Origin of the sequence: Paraburkholderia sp. GAS82 (assembly GCF_050436285.1) — a bacterium.
In the GTDB taxonomy this organism is placed as follows: Bacteria; Pseudomonadota; Gammaproteobacteria; order Burkholderiales; family Burkholderiaceae; genus Paraburkholderia; species Paraburkholderia phenazinium_B.
On record NZ_JBNDLX010000001.1, the window covers coordinates 756,263 to 774,189 of the forward strand.

Genomic DNA, 17,927 nt, shown 5'->3' on the forward strand with positions numbered 1-17,927 from the left:
AAGAAAGCCCACGCATTTGCGTGGGCTTTTTCACATCGGCCGGATGGGTGCTTACAGCGCACCTCGGCACAGCGCTCGACGCGTGCGGCGGCCGGCCCGTCACAGGGCTACACGATCAGACTCAGAACGACTCGTCGTGTGCCAGGTAGCGCCATTGCCCCGGCGGCAACGCACCGAGCGGCACGCTGCCCATACGCACGCGTTTGAGGCCGACTACTTCCAGGCCGACCAGCTCGCACATGCGCCGGATCTGACGTTTCTTGCCTTCACGCAGCACGAAGCGCAACTGTTCGCCGTTCTGCCAGCTAACTTTGGCTGGCTTGAGCGGCACGTCGTCGAGTTCCAGACCGTGACGCAGCAACTCGAGGCTTTCGAGGGGGAAGTGCTTGTCGATCTCGGTCGTCATGTCGCCGTAGGTCACGCGCACCAGATACTCCTTCTCGACCTCCGAATGCCCGCCGATCAGCCGTTTCGCGATCCGGCCGTCCTGGGTCAGTACCAGCAGGCCGGTGGAGTCGATGTCGAGCCGGCCCGCCGGAGCAAGCTGACGCAGATGCGATACCGAGAAACGGATATCCGAGTTGTCGGCTTCCCAGCGGTTTTCCGGTGTAACGAGCGTGACGGCCGGCTGGTAGCCGTCTTCCGCCTGACCCGAGACATAGCCAACCGGCTTATGGATGAGGATCGTGACGAGGCGTGCCTGAATCGCCTGCGCGGCCGGGTCGATCTCGATGCGCTGGTCCGGGCGGACCTTGGAGCCGAGCGTGTCGATTTTTTCACCATCGACGCGCACCCAGCCGTTTTCAATCCACTCGTCCGCTTCGCGGCGAGAACACAGCCCAAGCTCCGACATCAGCTTCGACAGCCGTAACGTGCCGGGCGCATCGTCGCGATCGCGGCGATGCGCGGTGGCCGGGGGCGGAGCGGATCCTTCGCTGCGCTCGGGGCGCGCTGGTTTGCCGGCGCGCGGCGGACGCTCCGAATGTTCTGCGCGTGGCGGCCGATCGCCAAACCCGCGTGCGGCAGGTGCTCGTGCTCCACGATCCTCGCGCGGCGCGCGTTCGGTGCGATCTCCGTACGCACGCTTGACGGGCGTGGCGAACGAACGCTCGCCACGCGCGGAAAGATTGCGCTCACTGGAAGCCGGGCGACCTTCGCGGCCACCTGGTGTGCTTCGGCGTGCGCTTTCGTCGCGCGGTGCCCGCTCGAACGTGCGGCGCTCGTCGGAACCGCTGCGGCCTGCGCCAAAGCGCGGGCGCTCGGACGTGCCACGTTCACGCGACTCTCCACGTTCGTTGTGTCCCGGGCGTTCTCCACGCGGACCGGTGTTGAAGCTGCCGCCGGCGCGCGGGCCGGTTGGGCGGCGGGCATCGTCTGCGCTGCGAGGGCCACGCGGTGCGCCAAATGCCGGGCGGCCGGTGCCTTCGTCGCGGGCGAAGCGTGCTGGCCGCTCGCCTTCAGCGCGGCGCGGCACGCGGTCACCCTCAGAACGGCGCGGCGCGCCGTCGGGACCTTCGCGACGAGGCGCTCGCTCGCTTCGCTCACCCGCTGCGAAACTGCGCGGTGGGCGTTCGGTGCGCTCGCCGTCGAACTTGCGCGGCGGGCGTTCGGTGCGCTCGCCGTCGAACTTGCGCGGCGGGCGTTCGGTGCGCTCGCCGTCGAACTTGCGCGGCGGGCGTTCGGTACGCTCACCGTCAAACTTGCGCGGCGGGCGTTCGGTCCGTTCACCGTCGAACTTGCGCGGCGCACGCTCTGCGCGCTCCCCGTCAAGCCGTCGCGGCGCACCCGCATCACCATCACGCCGCGGCGGCCGATCCGACGACGTACGCCGTGCAGCGCCACCAGCCCCCGCATCGCGATCTCGCGAAAAAGAGCCTTCAGCACGCGGCGGCCGCGCGCCACCTTGCGTGCGCTCAGCGCCGCCCGAAAAACCCTCAGACTTACCCGCCGGACGCTTACCGGCCCCAGCCGGTTTGGCTTCCCGCCCACCGGTGGCCGGCGTGGCGGGCCGAGGCCCGGCAGGGCGCGTCGGCTTACGCGCGGTCGTACTACCCGAGCGAACAGGGGCGCGTTCGGACGAAGCCGACCGCGGATGCTTGGCTGTCAATTTGACTCGCATGAAATCTCACACTGCGATCGCGCGCAGCAGTTCGGTCTCGACCTGAATTTGCAGGCGGTTGTCCGAGAGGCCGCGTCCATCCAGCAGGAACACGTCCTCTACGCGTTCGCCGAGCGTATTGATCCGCGCCGATTGGACGCCGACCTGGTGCTCGGCCAGCACGCGCGCGATCGAATAAAGAAGGCCTGGCCGGTCGTTCGCCGACACGGACAGGATGTAGTACTGGCCGCGTTCGTCGGCCCGAAGGTCGACCCGCGGCGTCACAGGGAAGGTCCGCGACAGGCGCGACAGGCGCCCCTTCGACGGATCCGGCAGCAGGGTGCCGTCCGCCGTGAGGCGTGCGGTCAGTTCCTGTTCCACCAGATTGGCGATGTCACGATAATGCACGTCTTCTTCGGTGTGCTGGACAATAAAATTATCCAGCGCGTAGCCGTGCCGGGTCGTGCTGACGCGAGCGTCGAGCACCGACAGGCCGTTCTTGTCGAAGTACGCGCAAATACCGGCAAAGAGGTCAGGGCGGTCCTTCACATAAACCAGCACCTGAAGGGCTTCGCCGACTGGCGACGGACGCGCGCGGACGATCGGCGTAGGCGTCTCGACATGACGGTACAGCACACGCGTTTGCCACGCGATATCCGCCGCGTCGTGACGCAGAAAATAGCCGACGTCCAGCTTGTCCCACAGCGCCTGGTGCGCGTTCTCCGGTACCGTTTCGAGCCGCAGCAGCGCAAGCGCCTCCTCCTGACGCGATTTCAGTTCGGAGTGCGCATCAGGGCGTGCGCCGCCGAGCACCGCAAGCGTGGCCCGGTACAGGTCTTCGAGCAGCTTGCCTTTCCAGCCATTCCAGACCTTCGGACTGGTGCCGCGAATATCGGCGACGGTCAGCAGGTACAGCGCCGTCAGACGCCGTTCGGTGCCCACCTGCTCCGCAAAGCGCTTGATGACTTCAGGGTCGCTCGTGTCCTGCTTCTGCGCGACCTGGCTCATCGTCAGGTGGTGCTGGACCAGCCACACCACCAGATCGCCATCGCCGTTTTCGATGCCGTGTTCGCGGCAAAAGCGCCGCGCGTCGGCCATGCCGAGCGTAGAGTGGTCGCCGCCGCGGCCCTTGGCGATGTCGTGGAACAGCGCCGCCACGTACAGCACCCACGGACGCTCGAAGTTGGCGATCAGCTGGCTGCAGAACGGGTATTCGTGAGCATGTTCCGCAATCGCGAAGCGGCGCAGGTTGCGCAGCACCATCAGGATATGCTGGTCCACCGTGTAGACGTGATACAGGTCATGCTGCATCTGCCCGACGATACGGCGGAAATTCAGCAGATAGCGCCCGAGGACGCTAGTCTGGTTCATCAACCGCAGCGCGTGCGTGATGCCGGCGGGCTGCTTCAGAATTTCCATGAACAGATGCCGGTTTTCCGGATCGCGGCGCCAGTGCTGATCCATCGCGTCGCGCGCGTTGTAGATCGCGCGCAGCGTGCGCGCCGACAGACCCTTCACCCCAGGCGTTTGCTCGTAGAGCAGAAATGCTTCGAGGATCGCGTTCGGCTCGCGTTCGAACACGTCGTCGCGGGCGATTTCGAGCATGCCCTGTTTCTCGACGAAACGCTCCGAAAGAACTCGTGTGATACCACTCGTGTTCGGGAACAGTTGCGCTTCGATATTCTGGATCAGGATCGTCGACAACTGGGTGACTGCCTTGGCAGCCCAGTAGTAGCGGCGCATCAACTGCTCGCTGGCGCGCTTGGTGGCGGTCGGTTTGTAGCCGAAGCTTTCGGCCACTGCCGTCTGCAGGTCGAACACCAGAATGTCCTGGCGCCGTCCCGCAATCACGTGCAGGCGGGCGCGTAGCGCCTTCAGAAAACCCTCGTTGCGCTCGAGTTCGCGAGCTTCGCGCTCGGTAATCAGGCCGCGCGTTTCCAGTTCCTGCCAGCTGCTGCCGAAGCCAGCCGCCTGGGTCACCCACAGGATCAGTTGCAGATCGCGCAGGCCGCCGGGGCTTTCCTTGATGTTCGGCTCGAGCGCGTAGGGCGTGTCCTGGAATTTGGCATGCCGCTGGCGCATCTCCAGCACTTTCGCCTGGAAGAACGCGCGTGGATCGAGCGCCTCCCGATAACGTTGCGCGAATTCATCGAATAGCGCGCTGCTGCCGGTAATACGGCGCGCTTCCAGCAACGAGGTGCGCACGGTGACGTCATTGGCCGCCTCTTCGAGGCACTGCGAGACGGAGCGCACGCTGCTGCCGAGTTCGAGTCCGAGATCCCACGCGAGGCTGATAAAGCGCTCGATGCGTGCTTCGAGATGCGCGATCGGCTGATCGGGCAGCAAGACAAGAATGTCGATGTCCGAATGCGGCGCCAGTTCGCCGCGTCCGTACCCGCCTACCGCCAGCAGGGCGAGGGACGGCGGCAGGTCGCAGGCGTTCCATGCGGCGCGCAGCGACTCGTCCGTGGTGCGCGCGAGGGCGGCCATCAACGATTCGACGTTGGTTGCCAGCCTGAAGCGATCCAGCAGCCTGGCTTTGGCCACCTTGTAGTCGGCTTTGAGCGATGTGGCATCGGAAGGGGCGACGGCTGGAACACTGCTCATGGGCGCGCGTGAGTGGGAACGAGGGGCGGTCAGGCCGTGGTGGCGGAGGCGACAACCGGCGGACGCGCCGGGGTGCCGGCCGATACGGTCAGCACGTCGTAACCGCTTTCGGTCACGAGCACCGTATGTTCCCACTGCGCGGACAGGCTGCGGTCCTTGGTCTTCACAGTCCACTGATCCGGCATGGTGCGGATGTCGCGGCGGCCCGCGTTGATCATCGGCTCGATCGTGAAGATCATGCCCGCCTGCAGCTCGAAGCCTGTGCCCGGACGGCCGTAGTGCAGGATCTGCGGATCTTCGTGAAACACCGTGCTGATCCCGTGGCCGCAATATTCGCGCACTACGCTGTAGCCTTGACCTTCAGCGTGCCGCTGGATCGCATAGCCAATGTCGCCGAGATGGGCGCCAGGCCGGACCTGGTCGATGCCGAGCCACATGCACTCGAAGGTGGTCTGCACGAGGCGTTTGGCCAGAATCGAACCTTCGCCGACGATAAACATGCGGCTCGTGTCGCCGAAGTAGCCTTCCTTAATGACGGTGATGTCGATATTCAGCGCGTCGCCGTTCTTCAGCGTCTTGTCGCCCGGGATGCCGTGGCAGATCACGTCGTTGACGGAAATGCAGGTGGCCTTCGGATAGGGCGGGTAGCCGGGCGGCTGATAATTCAGCGGCGCCGGAACCGTGCCCTGTTCCTTCAGCATGTATTCGTGGCACAGACGGTCGAGTTCGCCGGTGGTGATGCCGGCGGTGACGAACGGGGTAATGTAGTCGAGCACTTCGCTTGCGAGGCGGCAGGCGACGCGCATCTGCGCGATATCGTGGTCGTTTTTGAGCGTAATAGCCATGAGTCGGGCCTGAAATGCGGTTATTTAAAGATTATCGCACCATATTCCGGCTCCCGCTGGCTTTTGAGAGGGCTGGCGGCCCCGCCGCCGGGTGCAACCCGCCCGCCGTTTCGGGGCTACCGGTCGGGTTGAGTCTGCCGATAGTCACGTGCTATAATCTCTGGCTAAGTCGCTCCGCATTATTCTATTTTGTGGAAAAGACCTGCCTGTGGCGATAGTTGCCTGCGCCACAGGGGATTTCAAGGCAGCAGACTCGCAAGCCGGCAGCACCCAGGGTGTCCGCCGCGTCAGGTCCTCGCATATGGCGAAGACGGCGCGGTAGATGCAGCAGCCGGCTTAAGACCCAACCCTAGCGGAGATTTTCATGGCAGTTACCATGCGTCAAATGCTGGAAGCAGGTGTCCACTTCGGCCACCAAACGCGCTTCTGGAACCCGAAGATGGCCCCCTTCATTTTCGGCCATCGCAACAAGATTCACATCATCAACCTCGAAAAGACGCTGCCGATGTACAACGACGCACTGAAGTATGTGCGTCAGCTGGCAGCTAACCGCGGCACGATCCTGTTTGTCGGCACGAAGCGTCAATCGCGCGACACGATCGCCGAAGAGGCACAACGCGCGGGCATGCCGTTCGTCAACGCACGCTGGCTCGGCGGCATGCTGACCAACTTCAAGACGCTGAAGGTTTCGATCAAGCGCCTGAAGGACATGGAAGCAGCGCTGGAAGCCGGTGAAACGGAACGCATGAGCAAGAAGGAAGCGCTGCTGTTCGAACGCGAAATCGCCAAGCTGCAAAAGTCGATTGGCGGCGTGAAGGATATGGGCGGCATTCCGGACGCCATTTTCGTGGTTGACGTCGGCTACCACAAGATTGCTGTAACCGAAGCCAACAAGCTTGGCGTGCCGGTTATCGCCGTGGTCGACACGAACCACTCGCCGGAAGGCATCGACTACGTGATCCCGGGTAACGACGACGCCAGCAAGGCAGTCGCTCTGTACACGGCTGGCGTGGCTGACGCGATCCTCGAAGGCCGTGCAAACGCGGTCAACGAAGTGGTGCAGGCTGCTCGCGGCGGTGACGGCGACGAGTTCGTCGAGGTCAACTCGGAAGCGTAAGGCTGCCCTGTGTCCGGCAAAAAAGGGGGCTTTCTACAGGCCCCCTTTTTTTAAGTCATGACACCTGGCTACAGTACAGTGCGAGAAAAATTCGCGTTGTGCGGAAACGAATTCTTGCCGCCGGCATCGAAGTGCGGGCGGTGTGTGAAAGACAGACTCTAGGAGCAAATGATGGCGGCAATTACCGCAAGCATGGTTGCAGAACTGCGCGCGAAGACCGACGCGCCCATGATGGAATGCAAGAAGGCGCTGACGGAAGCCGACGGCGACATGGAGCGCGCTGAAGAACTGCTGCGCGTGAAGCTCGGCAACAAGGCCAGCAAGGCCGCTTCGCGCGTCACCGCTGAAGGCGTGATCGCGTCGTTCATCGGCGGCAACGTCGGTGCGATCGTCGAACTGAACTGCGAAACCGACTTCGTTTCGAAGAACGACGACTTCCTGGCGTTCTCGAAGCAGATCGCCGAACTGGTTGCTGCCAAGAACCCGGCCGACGTCGCTGCACTGGCAGCCCTGCCGCTGGAAGGCTCGACGGTCGACGCAGTGCGCCTTGCGCTGGTCGGCAAGATCGGCGAGAACCTGTCCATCCGCCGTTTCGTGCGTTTCGAAACCGCCAACAAGCTGGCTGCGTACCTGCACGGCACGCGTATCGGCGTGCTGGTCGAGTACACCGGCGCGGACGAGCAGGTCGGCAAGGACGTCGCCATGCACATCGCGGCCATGAAGCCGGTCTCGCTGTCGGCAGACGAAGTCCCGGCAGATCTGATCGCCAAGGAACGTAGCATTGCTGAACAGAAGGCTGCAGAATCGGGCAAGCCGGCTGAAATCGTCGCCAAGATGGTCGACGGCAGCGTGCAGAAGTACCTGAAGGAAGTGTCGCTGCTGAACCAGACGTTCGTTAAGAACGACAAACAGACGATCGAACAGATGCTGAAGGCCGCCGGCGCAAGCGTGCAGAAGTTCGCGCTGTTCGTGGTCGGCGAAGGCATCGAGAAGAAGCAGGACGACTTCGCAGCAGAAGTGGCCGCTCAAGTGGCTGCTGCAAAGCAACAATAAGCATCACCTAAGTTTCACGCTGTACCGTTGGATCCGCGGTGGGGCAAGACCTCGCCGCGGTCGGCAGCGCCGCAAGGCGGTGCGCGGGTTGACCCTCGCCGTGCCGCCGCCGCTGGCGAACCCCAGGGTTCGTCAATTTGGCGGCGCTTGCCCGAATCAGCATTTCACCCCTACAGTTAGTTCCTTGTTGTTGCCCTGTTCTGCGCGATCTGGATACCCCTATGCCCACTGCCTATAAACGCGTCCTGCTCAAACTCTCCGGTGAAGCTCTGATGGGCGATGATGCCTTTGGCATCAATCGCGCAACGATCGAAAGAATGGTGGCGGACGTGGCCGAGGTCGTGCGGCTCGGTACGCAGCTGGCCGTGGTGATCGGCGGCGGCAATATTTTCCGTGGCGTGGCAGGCGGCGCGGCCGGTATGGACCGTGCGACGGCTGACTACATGGGGATGCTGGCCACCATGATGAACGCGCTGGCGCTGCAGGACGCGATGCGCCATGCGGGTATCGAGGCGCGCGTGCAATCCGCGCTGCGCATGGATCAGGTGGTCGAGCCGTACATTCGCCCCCGGGCGATCCGCCAGCTGGAAGAGGGCAAGGTCGTTATCTTCGCGGCCGGTACCGGCAACCCGTTCTTCACGACAGATACCGCAGCGGCGCTGCGCGGTTCGGAAGTGGGCGCGGAAGTCGTGCTGAAGGCCACCAAGGTGGACGGCGTCTATTCGGCCGATCCGAAGAAAGACCCGACGGCAACGCGCTACACGACGATCAGCTTCGACGAGGCGATCGGCCGCAATCTGCAGGTCATGGACGCCACGGCTTTTGCGCTGTGCCGCGACCAGAAACTGCCGATCCGCGTGTTCTCGATTGTCAAGCCGGGTGCGCTAAAGCGCATTGTGCAAGGCGAGGACGAGGGTACGCTCGTCCACGTGTAAACTCTCGTTCACATAACGTGGGCTTTAACGCGGGCCCGGGCCGCCGTTACTCGCGCGCTGGCCGGCTCGCACCGTTTTGAAGGTTCGGAGGTTTAAAAATGTCTGTGGCTGATATCAGGAAGGGCGTCGAGCAGAAAATGCAGCGCTCGATCGACGCGTTCAAGAACGATCTGTCGAAGATCCGCACGGGCCGTGCACACACGGGCCTGCTCGATCACATCCAGGTCGATTATTATGGCTCGCCGGTGCCGATCTCGCAGGTCGCGAACATGACGCTGATCGACGCGCGTACGATCGGCGTGCAGCCGTGGGAAAAGAAGATGGTGCCGGTCGTCGAAAAGGCGATTCGCGACTCCGATCTGGGCCTGAACCCGGCTACGCAAGGCGACGTGATCCGCGTGCCGATGCCCGCGCTGACCGAAGAACGCCGTCGCGAGCTGACCAAGGTGGCGCGTAGCGAAGCCGAAACGGCCAAGATCGCGGTGCGCAACCTGCGCCGTGATGCCAACGAGCAACTGAAGAAGCTCGTGAAAGACAAGGAAATCTCCGAAGACGACGAGCGTCGTGCCGGTGACGACGTCCAGAAGCTCACGGACAAGTTCGTCACTGAAATCGACAAGCTCGTGACGACCAAAGAAGCCGAGATCATGACGGTTTGAGGCCGTCGGGCTTCAGCATCTTCAGGTCTTTACTTCTTTTTTTGCAGTCACTGTCCCGACGGCCATGACCTATACCAGCTCAACCGTTCGCGTGCCTGATGTCGCGGCGGTGCCGCGACATATCGCGATCATCATGGACGGCAATGGCCGTTGGGCAACGCAACGCCGTCTGCCGCGTGTGGCCGGCCATACGCGCGGCGTCGACGCGGTGCGCGCCGCCGTCGAGGCGTGTGCACGCTCTGGCGTCGAATACCTGACGCTGTTCGCCTTCAGCTCCGAAAACTGGCGCCGTCCGAACGACGAAGTGTCGTTCCTGATGCGCCTGTTCGTGACCGCGCTCGAGCGTGAAGTCGGCAAGCTGCACGCCAACGGCATTCGCCTGCGCGTGGTCGGCGATCTGTCGATGTTCGACAAGCGCATCCAGGATCTGATCCGCCGCGCCGAGACCAAAACCGCCCGCAACACGCGTCTTACTCTCACCATCGCCGCCAACTACGGTGGCCGCTGGGACATCATGCAGGCCACCCGCAAGCTTGCCGAGCAATCGGCGCTGGCGGGCGTGGCCGTCGAAGTGACCGAGGAAACGTTCGCCGAGCATCTCGCCATGGCGTACGCACCGGAGCCCGACCTCTTCATCCGCACCGGCGGCGAACAGCGCATCAGCAACTTCCTGCTGTGGCAGCTCGCCTATACCGAGTTCTATTTCACCGACACCTTCTGGCCGGATTTCGACGCCGAGGCGCTGCGCCACGCGATCGATTCTTATGCGGAGCGCGAACGCCGCTTCGGCCGGACGAGCGCCCAGCTCGAGCCGCAATCGCAAAACGTCGATTCGCTTCCATGCTAAAAACCCGTGTTATCACGGCGATCGTTCTGCTGGCTGTGTTTTTGCCGGTCACGCTGTTCGCGCCGGTGGGCGCGTTTGGCGCGCTGATCGCGTTCGTGCTTGTGTTTGCCGCCTGGGAATGGGCGCGTCTTCTGAAAGTGGAGGGCACGGGTCCCGTCATTTATGCGCTGGTCGCGGCGGCCGCGCTCGTCGCGAGCACGCGCTTGGGCACCGGCGTGACTCTGCCTCGACCGCTGTTTCAGGCTGCCGCGGTGTTCTGGGTGCTGGCCGGTCCGTACGTGCTGCTGCGCAAGCCGACCTTGGCGCAGGGCGCCTGGCGTCTGTTCCTCTTTATCGCGGGGATCGTCGTGTTCGTGGCCTGCTGGCACGCGCTGGTCGCGGCCAGGATGAGGAGCGTGCCGTTTGTTCTGTCCCTGTTGCTGGTCGTCTGGCTGGCCGATATCGGTGCATACTTTGCGGGTAAGGCGTTCGGGCGGCACAAGCTGGCGCCGGCCATCAGCCCTGGTAAGACCTGGGAAGGGGCGATCGGCGGCTGGCTGGCGGTCCTGGTCGTCGCGACGGTAGCCATCCTGGTGCACGCATTCGAGCCGACACTGTATTCTGCGCTGCTGGAGCGCCTTGGCGCGATCCGTACGCTGGTTGCGCTGACGATTCTGGTGGCCTTCAGCGTCGTGGGCGACCTGTTCGAGTCGATGTTAAAACGTCAGGCCGGCGTGAAGGATTCCAGCGGCCTGCTACCGGGCCATGGTGGCGTCCTTGACCGCATCGACGCATTGTTGCCGGTGCTGCCGCTCGCCATGCTGCTGCTCGGCTAGAGAAAGAGATATGCAAAAAAGACTGACACTGCTCGGTTCCACGGGCTCAATCGGAGACAGCACGCTCGACGTCGTCGCGCGTCATCCGGAGCGCTTCTCGGTATATGCGCTCACCGCGCATCGCAACGGCGACAAGCTCGTCGAACAATGCCTGCGTTTCAGGCCCGAAGTGGCCGTGGTCGGCGACGGCGACACGGCGGCGCAAGTCGCCGCGAAGCTGCGCGAAGCCGGCTGCAAGACCGAGGTAACGTACGGCCCGCAGGCGCTCGTCGAGGTTTCGAAGAGCGACGGTTGCGACACGGTTGTTGCGGCCATCGTCGGCGCGGCGGGACTTGCGCCGGGCCTGGCGGCTGCGCGCGCCGGCAAGCGCATCCTGCTCGCCAACAAGGAAGCGCTGGTAATGTCCGGCGCGATCTTCATGGACGCGGTGCGCGACCACGGCGCTGTCCTGCTGCCGGTCGACAGCGAACACAACGCGATTTTCCAGTGCCTGCCGCGCGAAGCCGCGCTGCATGGCGGGGTGTCGAAGATCATCCTGACCGCGTCGGGCGGCCCGTTTCGCACGCGCGAGCCGGCCAGTCTGGTCAACGTGACGCCCGATGAAGCCTGCAAGCACCCGAACTGGGTAATGGGCCGCAAGATCTCGGTCGACTCGGCAACGATGATGAACAAAGGCCTCGAAGTAATCGAAGCGCACTGGCTGTTCGCGCTGCCGGGCGAGCGCATCGAGGTGCTGATTCATCCGCAGAGCGTGATCCATTCGATGGTCTCGTACGCCGACGGTTCGGTGCTCGCACAACTTGGCAATCCCGACATGCGCACGCCGATCGCGCACGCACTCGCGTTCCCCGAGCGGGTCGATTCAGGTGTGGCGCAGCTCGACCTGGTGCAGGTCGCCTCGCTGTCGTTCGAAAAGCCGGATTACGCCCGTTTCCCGTGTCTGGCGCTGGCCATGAAGGCCCTCGCCGAAGGTGGTCTCGCCAGTGCGGCTTTGAACGCCGCCAACGAGGTTGCCGTGGATGCATTCCTGTCGCGCAAGATCGGCTTTATGGCGATCGCGCAAGTGGTCGACGCGGTGCTGAACGCGCTGCCCAATCGCAGCGCCCACGCGCTCGACGACGTGATCGAAGCCGACGCAGCCGCGCGCCGGGCGGCGGCGGATTTTATCCAGCGTTTGCCGCAAGACGCCCTTCGCGCGGAACGTGCCGTCCAGTGAGGCGAATATGAACGTGCTGATCGAGGTGCTCGCCTTCGCGGTCGCGATAGGCGTGCTGGTGGTGGTACATGAGTACGGCCATTACAGCGTGGCGCGCCTGTGCGGTGTGAAAGTGCTGCGCTTTTCGATCGGCTTCGGCAAGCCGCTGGTTCAGTGGGTGAGCCCAAAGACGGGCACCGAATGGACGATCGCCGCGTTGCCGTTGGGCGGCTACGTGAAGATGCTCGACGAGCGTGAAGTGGGCGCGCCGATTGATGCCGCCGACCTGCCGCACGCGTTCAACCGTCAGCATGTCGCGAAGCGGTTTGCGATTGTCGCGGCTGGCCCGATCGCCAATTTCATTCTTGCCATTGTGCTGTTCGCCGCCGTGTTTGGCACGGGCGTGAGCGAACCGGCTGCCATCGTTGCTGCGCCGACTCCGAACACACCTGCTGCGCTCGCCGGTTTCGACGGTGGCGAGACGGTGATCGCAGTGCGCAACGCAGATGGCGACGCCGGCTCCAGCGAACCGGTTCGTTCGTGGTCGGACCTGCGCTGGAAGATGCTGGGTGCGGCGTTCGATCATCGCCGCATCATTCTGAGCGCCAAAGACAGCCATGGGACCTTCGATTTCCCGCTGGATCTGCGCGATGTGTCCGAGAAGGATGTCGACGACGATTTCATGTCGCATCTGGGCTTCGAGCCGGGCGGCGGCAAGCTGATCGTGGCGGGCGTGCAGGCCGGCAGTGCGGCGCAGCGCGCGGGCCTCGCCGCCGGTGACCGTCTGCTGTCGATCGACGGCACGCCTACCGATAACGCCACGTCGTTCATCGCCTACATCAAGACGCACGCGGGCAAGAGCGTCACGTTGCGGGTCGCGCGGGGTGGCGATGCACAGCAGGGCGGCAAGACCGAGGACATCCATGTGGTCCCGCTCGCGCAGCACGACGACGCGAGCGGCGCGGAGGTCGGCCGGATCGGTGCGGAACTCGCGACCCAGGTGCCGTCCATCACGGTGCGTTACGGTCCGATCGAAAGTCTGCAGCTGGGCGCGCGCCGCACCTGGGATCTGGCGGCTTACTCGGTGCGCATGTTCGGCCGGATGATTACCGGCGAAGCATCGTTGAAAAACCTGTCGGGTCCGGTCACGATCGCCGACTACGCAGGTAAAAGCGCAAGGTTGGGTCCCTCAGCATTCCTGTCATTTCTGGCGCTGGTTAGCATCAGTCTCGGCGTACTTAACCTGCTCCCGATTCCGGTATTGGACGGGGGGCATCTGTTATATTATTTGGTTGAAGCTGCAACTGGCAAGGCGGTCTCCGACCGCTGGCAGCTCGTTCTGCAGAGAGCTGGACTGGCCTGCATCGTCGCCTTGTCGGCGATCGCGCTTTTCAACGATCTGGCCCGGCTGATCCATTTTTGACGTGTCCGGCGGCGCCCGCGAGGAGCGGCCGCCCAGCATGATTGAGCTTTACATTGGGGAAGTACGTTGTCGAAACCTCGTCGCCTTGTACCTAAATCGGTCGCCGCTGCTGCTTTAGCCGCGCATGGGTTAGCTGCCCATGCTACGTCGCCGTTTGTGGTGCAAGACATCCGCATCGATGGGCTGCAGCGCATCGAGCCCGGCACGGTGTTCGCCTACCTGCCGATCCAGCGAGGGGATATTTTTTCTGACGACAAGGCCTCCGAAGCGATTCGCGCGCTGTATGCGACCGGCTTCTTCAATGACGTGAAGATCCTCACCGAGGGCGCAGTCGTGATCGTGCAGGTGACGGAGCGCCCGGCGATCGGCACAATCGACTTCTCCGGGCTGCGCGAATTCGACAAGGACAATCTGAGCAAGGCGCTTCGCGCGGTCGGGCTGTCGCAAGGCCGTTTCTACGACATGGCGCTCGCCCAAAAGGCCGAGCAGGAACTGAAGCGTCAATACCTCACGCACGGCTACTACGCGGCTGAAGTCAAGACAACGGTCACGCCGATCGACCAGGACCGCGTGGCACTGCTGTTCTCGGTGGACGAAGGTCCGAGCGCAAAGATTCGCCAGATCAACTTCATCGGCAACAAGGCGTTCACCGACAGCGCGCTGTCCGATGAGATGCAGCAGGCCACGCCGAACTGGTTCTCGTGGTACACGAAGAACGACCTGTACTCGAAAGACACGCTAACCAGCGATCTCGAGAAGGTTCGCTCGTTCTACCTGAATCGCGGCTACCTCGAGTTCTCGTTCGACTCGACGCAGGTCTCGCTATCGCCGGACAGGAAAGACATGTACCTCACGCTCACCCTGCATGAGGGCGAGCCGTACACAATTTCCGGCATCCACCTGGCCGGTGATCTGCTGGACCGTGAAGCTGAACTCGACTCGCTAGTGAAGATCAGGTCCGGCGAGGTTTTTTCGGCTGAGAAGCTGCAGGCCACTACCAAAGCGCTCATCGACAAGCTCGGTGAATATGGCTATGCCTTCGCCACGGTGAACGCCCAGCCGCTGATCGACCAGCAACATCACACGGTCGGCCTGACGCTGCAAGTGGACCCGAGCCGGCGCGTCTATGTGCGCCGCGTCAACATCGTCGGCAACGTTCGCACGCGCGACGAAGCGGTGCGCCGTGAAATGCGCCAGTTCGAGAGTTCGTGGTTCGATGCGAATCGCCTCGCGTTGTCCAAGGATCGATTGAACCGCCTCGGCTACTTCTCGGACGTGGACGTGACCACGGTGCCCGTCGAAGGCACGACAGACCAGGTGGACGTGAACGTCAAGGTCACAGAAAAGCCGACCGGCTCGATCACGCTCGGCGTCGGTTACGGCTCGGGCGAAGGCCCGATCCTCTCGGCGGGCATTTCGCAGGACAACGTGTTTGGCTCCGGCACGAGCCTCGGGGTGAACATCAACACGGCGAAGACCTACCGCACGCTGACTGTCACTCAGGTCGATCCATACTTCACGGTGGACGGCATCAGGCGCATTAGCGACGTCTACTATCGCACGCAGCAACCGTTGTACTACTCCGCGGATTCGAGCTTCAAGATCGTCACCTTGGGCGGTGATGTCAGGTTCGGTATCCCGTTCTCGGAAGTCGATACGGTCTATTTCGGCGCCGGTGTTGAGCAAAATACGCTCGATGTGGACGCTGCCACGCCGCAAACCTATATCGACTACGTGAACCAATTCGGCCGGGTGTCGAACAACGTGCCGATAACAGCGGGCTGGACACGAGATGCGCGCGACAGCGCACTGGTGCCGAGTCGTGGCTACTTTACTCAGGCGAATGCCGAACTCGGCACGCCGGCGGGCGGCACGCAGTATTACAAGGCCGACATCAGCGCGCAGTACTATTATTCGTTTGCGCGTGGTTTCGTCCTGGGTTTCAATCTCCAGGGCGGTTACGGCAGTGGCGTCGGCGGCAAGCCTTTTCCGATCTTCAAGAATTACTACGCGGGCGGTATCGGGACGGTGCGCGGCTATGAGCCGAGCTCTCTGGGACCGCGCGACGCAACGACAGGCGACCCGATCGGCGGCTCGAAGCTGCTGGTGGGTAACGTCGAATTGACGTTCCCCTTGCCGGGCACAGGCTATGATCGCACCCTGCGAGTGTTTACGTTTCTCGACGCAGGCAACGTCTGGGGCGATGAAGGCAACAGCGTGGGGGCGAACGGCTTGCGTTACGGTTACGGCGTCGGTCTTGCGTGGATCTCGCCGATCGGACCGCTCAAACTGAGTCTGGGTTTCCCGCTCACCAGGCACAACGGCGACCAGTACCAGAAATTCCAGTTCCAGCTCGGAACGGCATTCTGATTGGATGGTCCGGGATAACCCGGACCTCTTTTACAGTATCGAGAGGATGACTTTGCGAACCGGTATGTTTTCGAAACGTGTGACGTGCGCCTTTGCGACGTGCGCCTTTGCGCTGTCAATGACTTTGAGCGCGGGTGTGGCGCACGGACAGGAAGCCAGGATTGCCGCCGTCAACTCGGATCGCATCCTGCGCGAGTCGGCTGCCGCGAAGGCGGCGCAGACCAAACTCGAGGCCGAATTCGCAAAACGCGACAAGGATCTGCAGGATATGGCGCAGAAGCTGAAGTCGATGTCGGATGCGCTGGACAAGAACGGCGCGTCGATGGCGCCGGCCGATCGCGCGGAAAAGCAGCGCGACCTGTCGCAACTGGACACCGATTTTCAGCGCAAGCAGCGTGAGTTCCGCGAAGACCTGAACCAGCGCCGCAATGAGGAACTGGCAGCCGTGCTCGACCGCGCCAACAAGGTGATCAAGCAGATCGCCGAGCAGCAGCACTACGACCTGATCGTGCAGGAAGCGGTGTATGTGAGCCCGCGCATCGACATTACCGACCAGGTCCTCAAAGCCTTGGCGGCGTCTGCGAATGGCGCGTCGGCCCCGGCCGGCAACTGAAGCGGTAACCGAACCGGCAACTGAAAAGCAGGAGCAGTACACGCATGGCATTTACGCTCGAGGACATCGTCCAGCAGTTCGGCGGTGAAGTAGTCGGAGATCGCTCGCACCGCGTGGGCGGCCTGGCCCCGTTGGACCAGGCGGGCCCGAATCAGCTGGCGTTCCTCGCCAATCCGAAATATCTGTCGCAGGTCGAGACTACCCGCGCGGGTGCGGTGTTGATCAACGCTGAAGATCTCGCCAAACTAGGCGGCGCGCCCGAAGCGGGCGCCGACGGCGCCCGCTTGCACGGCGCCCGTTTGCACGGCGCCCGTTTGCACGGCGCCCGTTTGCACGGCGCCCGCAATTTCATCGTCACGCCCAACCCCTACGCTTACTTCGCGCGAGTCGCGCAGACGTTCATCGACATGGCCTCACCGAAGCCCGTGCCGGGCGTGCATGCCAGCGCGACGATCGATCCGTCGGCGCAGATCGCTGCAAGCGCGGTGATCGGCCCGCACGTCACAGTGGAAGCCGGCGCGGTGATCGGTGAGCACGTGCGGCTGGACGCGAACGTGGCGATCGGCCGCGACACGCAGATCGGTGCCGGCTCGCACCTGTATCCGAACGTCAGCGTGTACTACGGCTGCAAGATTGGCGAGCGTGTCATCATTCACGCCGGTGCCGTGATCGGTTCCGACGGCTTCGGCTTTGCGCCGGACTTCGTCGGCGAAGGCGAATCCCGTACCGGCAGCTGGGTCAAGATTCCGCAGGTCGGCGCTGTATCGATTGGCCCCGATGTCGAAATCGGCGCCAATACAACGATCGACCGCGGCGCCATGGCCGATACCGTGATCGAAGAATCCGTGAAGATCGACAACCTGGTGCAGATCGGTCATAACTGCAGGATTGGCGCGTACACGGTCATTGCCGGCTGCGCGGGCATTGCCGGCAGCACCACGATTGGCCGTCATTGCATGATCGGTGGCGCGGTGGGTATCGCCGGACACGTTACACTGGCCGATCATGTGATCGTCACCGCCAAGTCGGGCGTGTCGAAATCGTTGCTGAAACCGGGCATGTACACGAGTGCATTCCCGGCCGTGAACCACGCCGACTGGAACAAGAGCGCAGCATTGTTGCGCAACCTCGATAAACTGCGTGACCGTATCAAGGCGCTGGAAGCGGCTGCGGCCGCCGACGCGCCAGGCAACAAGGCGTGAGCGCGGGCCGGGTCGGCCATCAGCAACGGCCCGGTTTCAAGCACGTCAAGCTGGTCAAGCAGGAAGCGTCGCGAAGGGTGACCGGGCAGGATGGGCTGCCGGGTCATAGAAAGCGGCGGCAGCACGCGTTACCAACCCACCTGAACCG

14 protein-coding genes are annotated in these 17,927 nt (G+C 63.3%); 11 read left to right on the forward strand and 3 right to left on the reverse strand.

Annotated features, from left to right (window positions below):
• Positions 1 to 121 precede the first annotated feature (121 nt).
• From P3T17_RS03335 to map, 3 genes are read right to left on the reverse strand one after another with little or no spacing between them, the layout of a single operon-like run.
• Positions 122 to 2,119: a pseudouridine synthase gene (locus tag P3T17_RS03335; protein WP_429404689.1), complete on the reverse strand. Its 1,998-nt coding sequence runs from the start codon at positions 2,117 to 2,119 to the stop codon at positions 122 to 124.
• A 6-nt stretch (positions 2,120 to 2,125) separates the two neighbouring features.
• On the reverse strand, positions 2,126 to 4,705 hold the full coding sequence (locus P3T17_RS03340; protein WP_429404691.1) for a [protein-PII] uridylyltransferase: 2,580 nt from the start codon (positions 4,703 to 4,705) through the stop codon (positions 2,126 to 2,128).
• Positions 4,706 to 4,734: 29 nt separating this feature from the next.
• Positions 4,735 to 5,550 (reverse strand): type I methionyl aminopeptidase, encoded by an 816-nt coding sequence (gene map / locus P3T17_RS03345; RefSeq protein ID WP_074264277.1) that lies wholly within the window; start codon positions 5,548 to 5,550, stop codon positions 4,735 to 4,737.
• 364 nt (positions 5,551 to 5,914) lie between these two features.
• On the opposite strand from map, the gene rpsB reads away from it, so the two are divergent.
• From rpsB to lpxD, 11 genes are all read left to right on the forward strand, one after another.
• Positions 5,915 to 6,667: a 30S ribosomal protein S2 gene (gene rpsB, locus P3T17_RS03350; RefSeq protein ID WP_074264278.1), complete on the forward strand. Its 753-nt coding sequence runs from the start codon at positions 5,915 to 5,917 to the stop codon at positions 6,665 to 6,667.
• A 171-nt stretch (positions 6,668 to 6,838) separates the two neighbouring features.
• The gene (gene tsf / locus P3T17_RS03355) at positions 6,839 to 7,720 is read left to right on the forward strand and encodes a translation elongation factor Ts (RefSeq protein ID WP_074264279.1); all 882 of its coding nucleotides are present in this window, start codon (positions 6,839 to 6,841) and stop codon (positions 7,718 to 7,720) included.
• 221 nt (positions 7,721 to 7,941) lie between these two features.
• Positions 7,942 to 8,655, forward strand: a complete 714-nt coding sequence (gene pyrH / locus P3T17_RS03360; RefSeq protein ID WP_074264280.1) for a UMP kinase — start codon at positions 7,942 to 7,944, stop codon at positions 8,653 to 8,655.
• Positions 8,656 to 8,753: 98 nt separating this feature from the next.
• Positions 8,754 to 9,314: a ribosome recycling factor gene (gene frr, locus P3T17_RS03365; protein WP_074264281.1), complete on the forward strand. Its 561-nt coding sequence runs from the start codon at positions 8,754 to 8,756 to the stop codon at positions 9,312 to 9,314.
• Between the two features lie 64 nt (positions 9,315 to 9,378).
• Positions 9,379 to 10,161 (forward strand): isoprenyl transferase, encoded by a 783-nt coding sequence (locus P3T17_RS03370; protein ID WP_074264282.1) that lies wholly within the window; start codon positions 9,379 to 9,381, stop codon positions 10,159 to 10,161.
• Positions 10,155 to 10,976 (forward strand): phosphatidate cytidylyltransferase, encoded by an 822-nt coding sequence (locus tag P3T17_RS03375; protein ID WP_429404693.1) that lies wholly within the window; start codon positions 10,155 to 10,157, stop codon positions 10,974 to 10,976. The genes P3T17_RS03370 and P3T17_RS03375 overlap by 7 nt, the downstream gene beginning before the upstream one ends.
• A 10-nt stretch (positions 10,977 to 10,986) precedes the next feature.
• Positions 10,987 to 12,192, forward strand: a complete 1,206-nt coding sequence (locus P3T17_RS03380) for a 1-deoxy-D-xylulose-5-phosphate reductoisomerase (protein WP_429404695.1) — start codon at positions 10,987 to 10,989, stop codon at positions 12,190 to 12,192.
• A 7-nt stretch (positions 12,193 to 12,199) separates the two neighbouring features.
• Positions 12,200 to 13,594 (forward strand): RIP metalloprotease RseP, encoded by a 1,395-nt coding sequence (gene rseP / locus P3T17_RS03385; RefSeq protein ID WP_429404697.1) that lies wholly within the window; start codon positions 12,200 to 12,202, stop codon positions 13,592 to 13,594.
• 66 nt (positions 13,595 to 13,660) lie between these two features.
• Positions 13,661 to 15,964, forward strand: a complete 2,304-nt coding sequence (gene bamA, locus P3T17_RS03390) for an outer membrane protein assembly factor BamA (RefSeq protein ID WP_429404699.1) — start codon at positions 13,661 to 13,663, stop codon at positions 15,962 to 15,964.
• Positions 15,965 to 16,010: 46 nt separating this feature from the next.
• On the forward strand, positions 16,011 to 16,577 hold the full coding sequence (locus P3T17_RS03395) for an OmpH family outer membrane protein (protein WP_429404700.1): 567 nt from the start codon (positions 16,011 to 16,013) through the stop codon (positions 16,575 to 16,577).
• Positions 16,578 to 16,621: 44 nt separating this feature from the next.
• Positions 16,622 to 17,779, forward strand: a complete 1,158-nt coding sequence (gene lpxD / locus P3T17_RS03400; RefSeq protein ID WP_429404702.1) for a UDP-3-O-(3-hydroxymyristoyl)glucosamine N-acyltransferase — start codon at positions 16,622 to 16,624, stop codon at positions 17,777 to 17,779.
• The last annotated feature ends 148 nt before the right edge of the window (positions 17,780 to 17,927 follow it).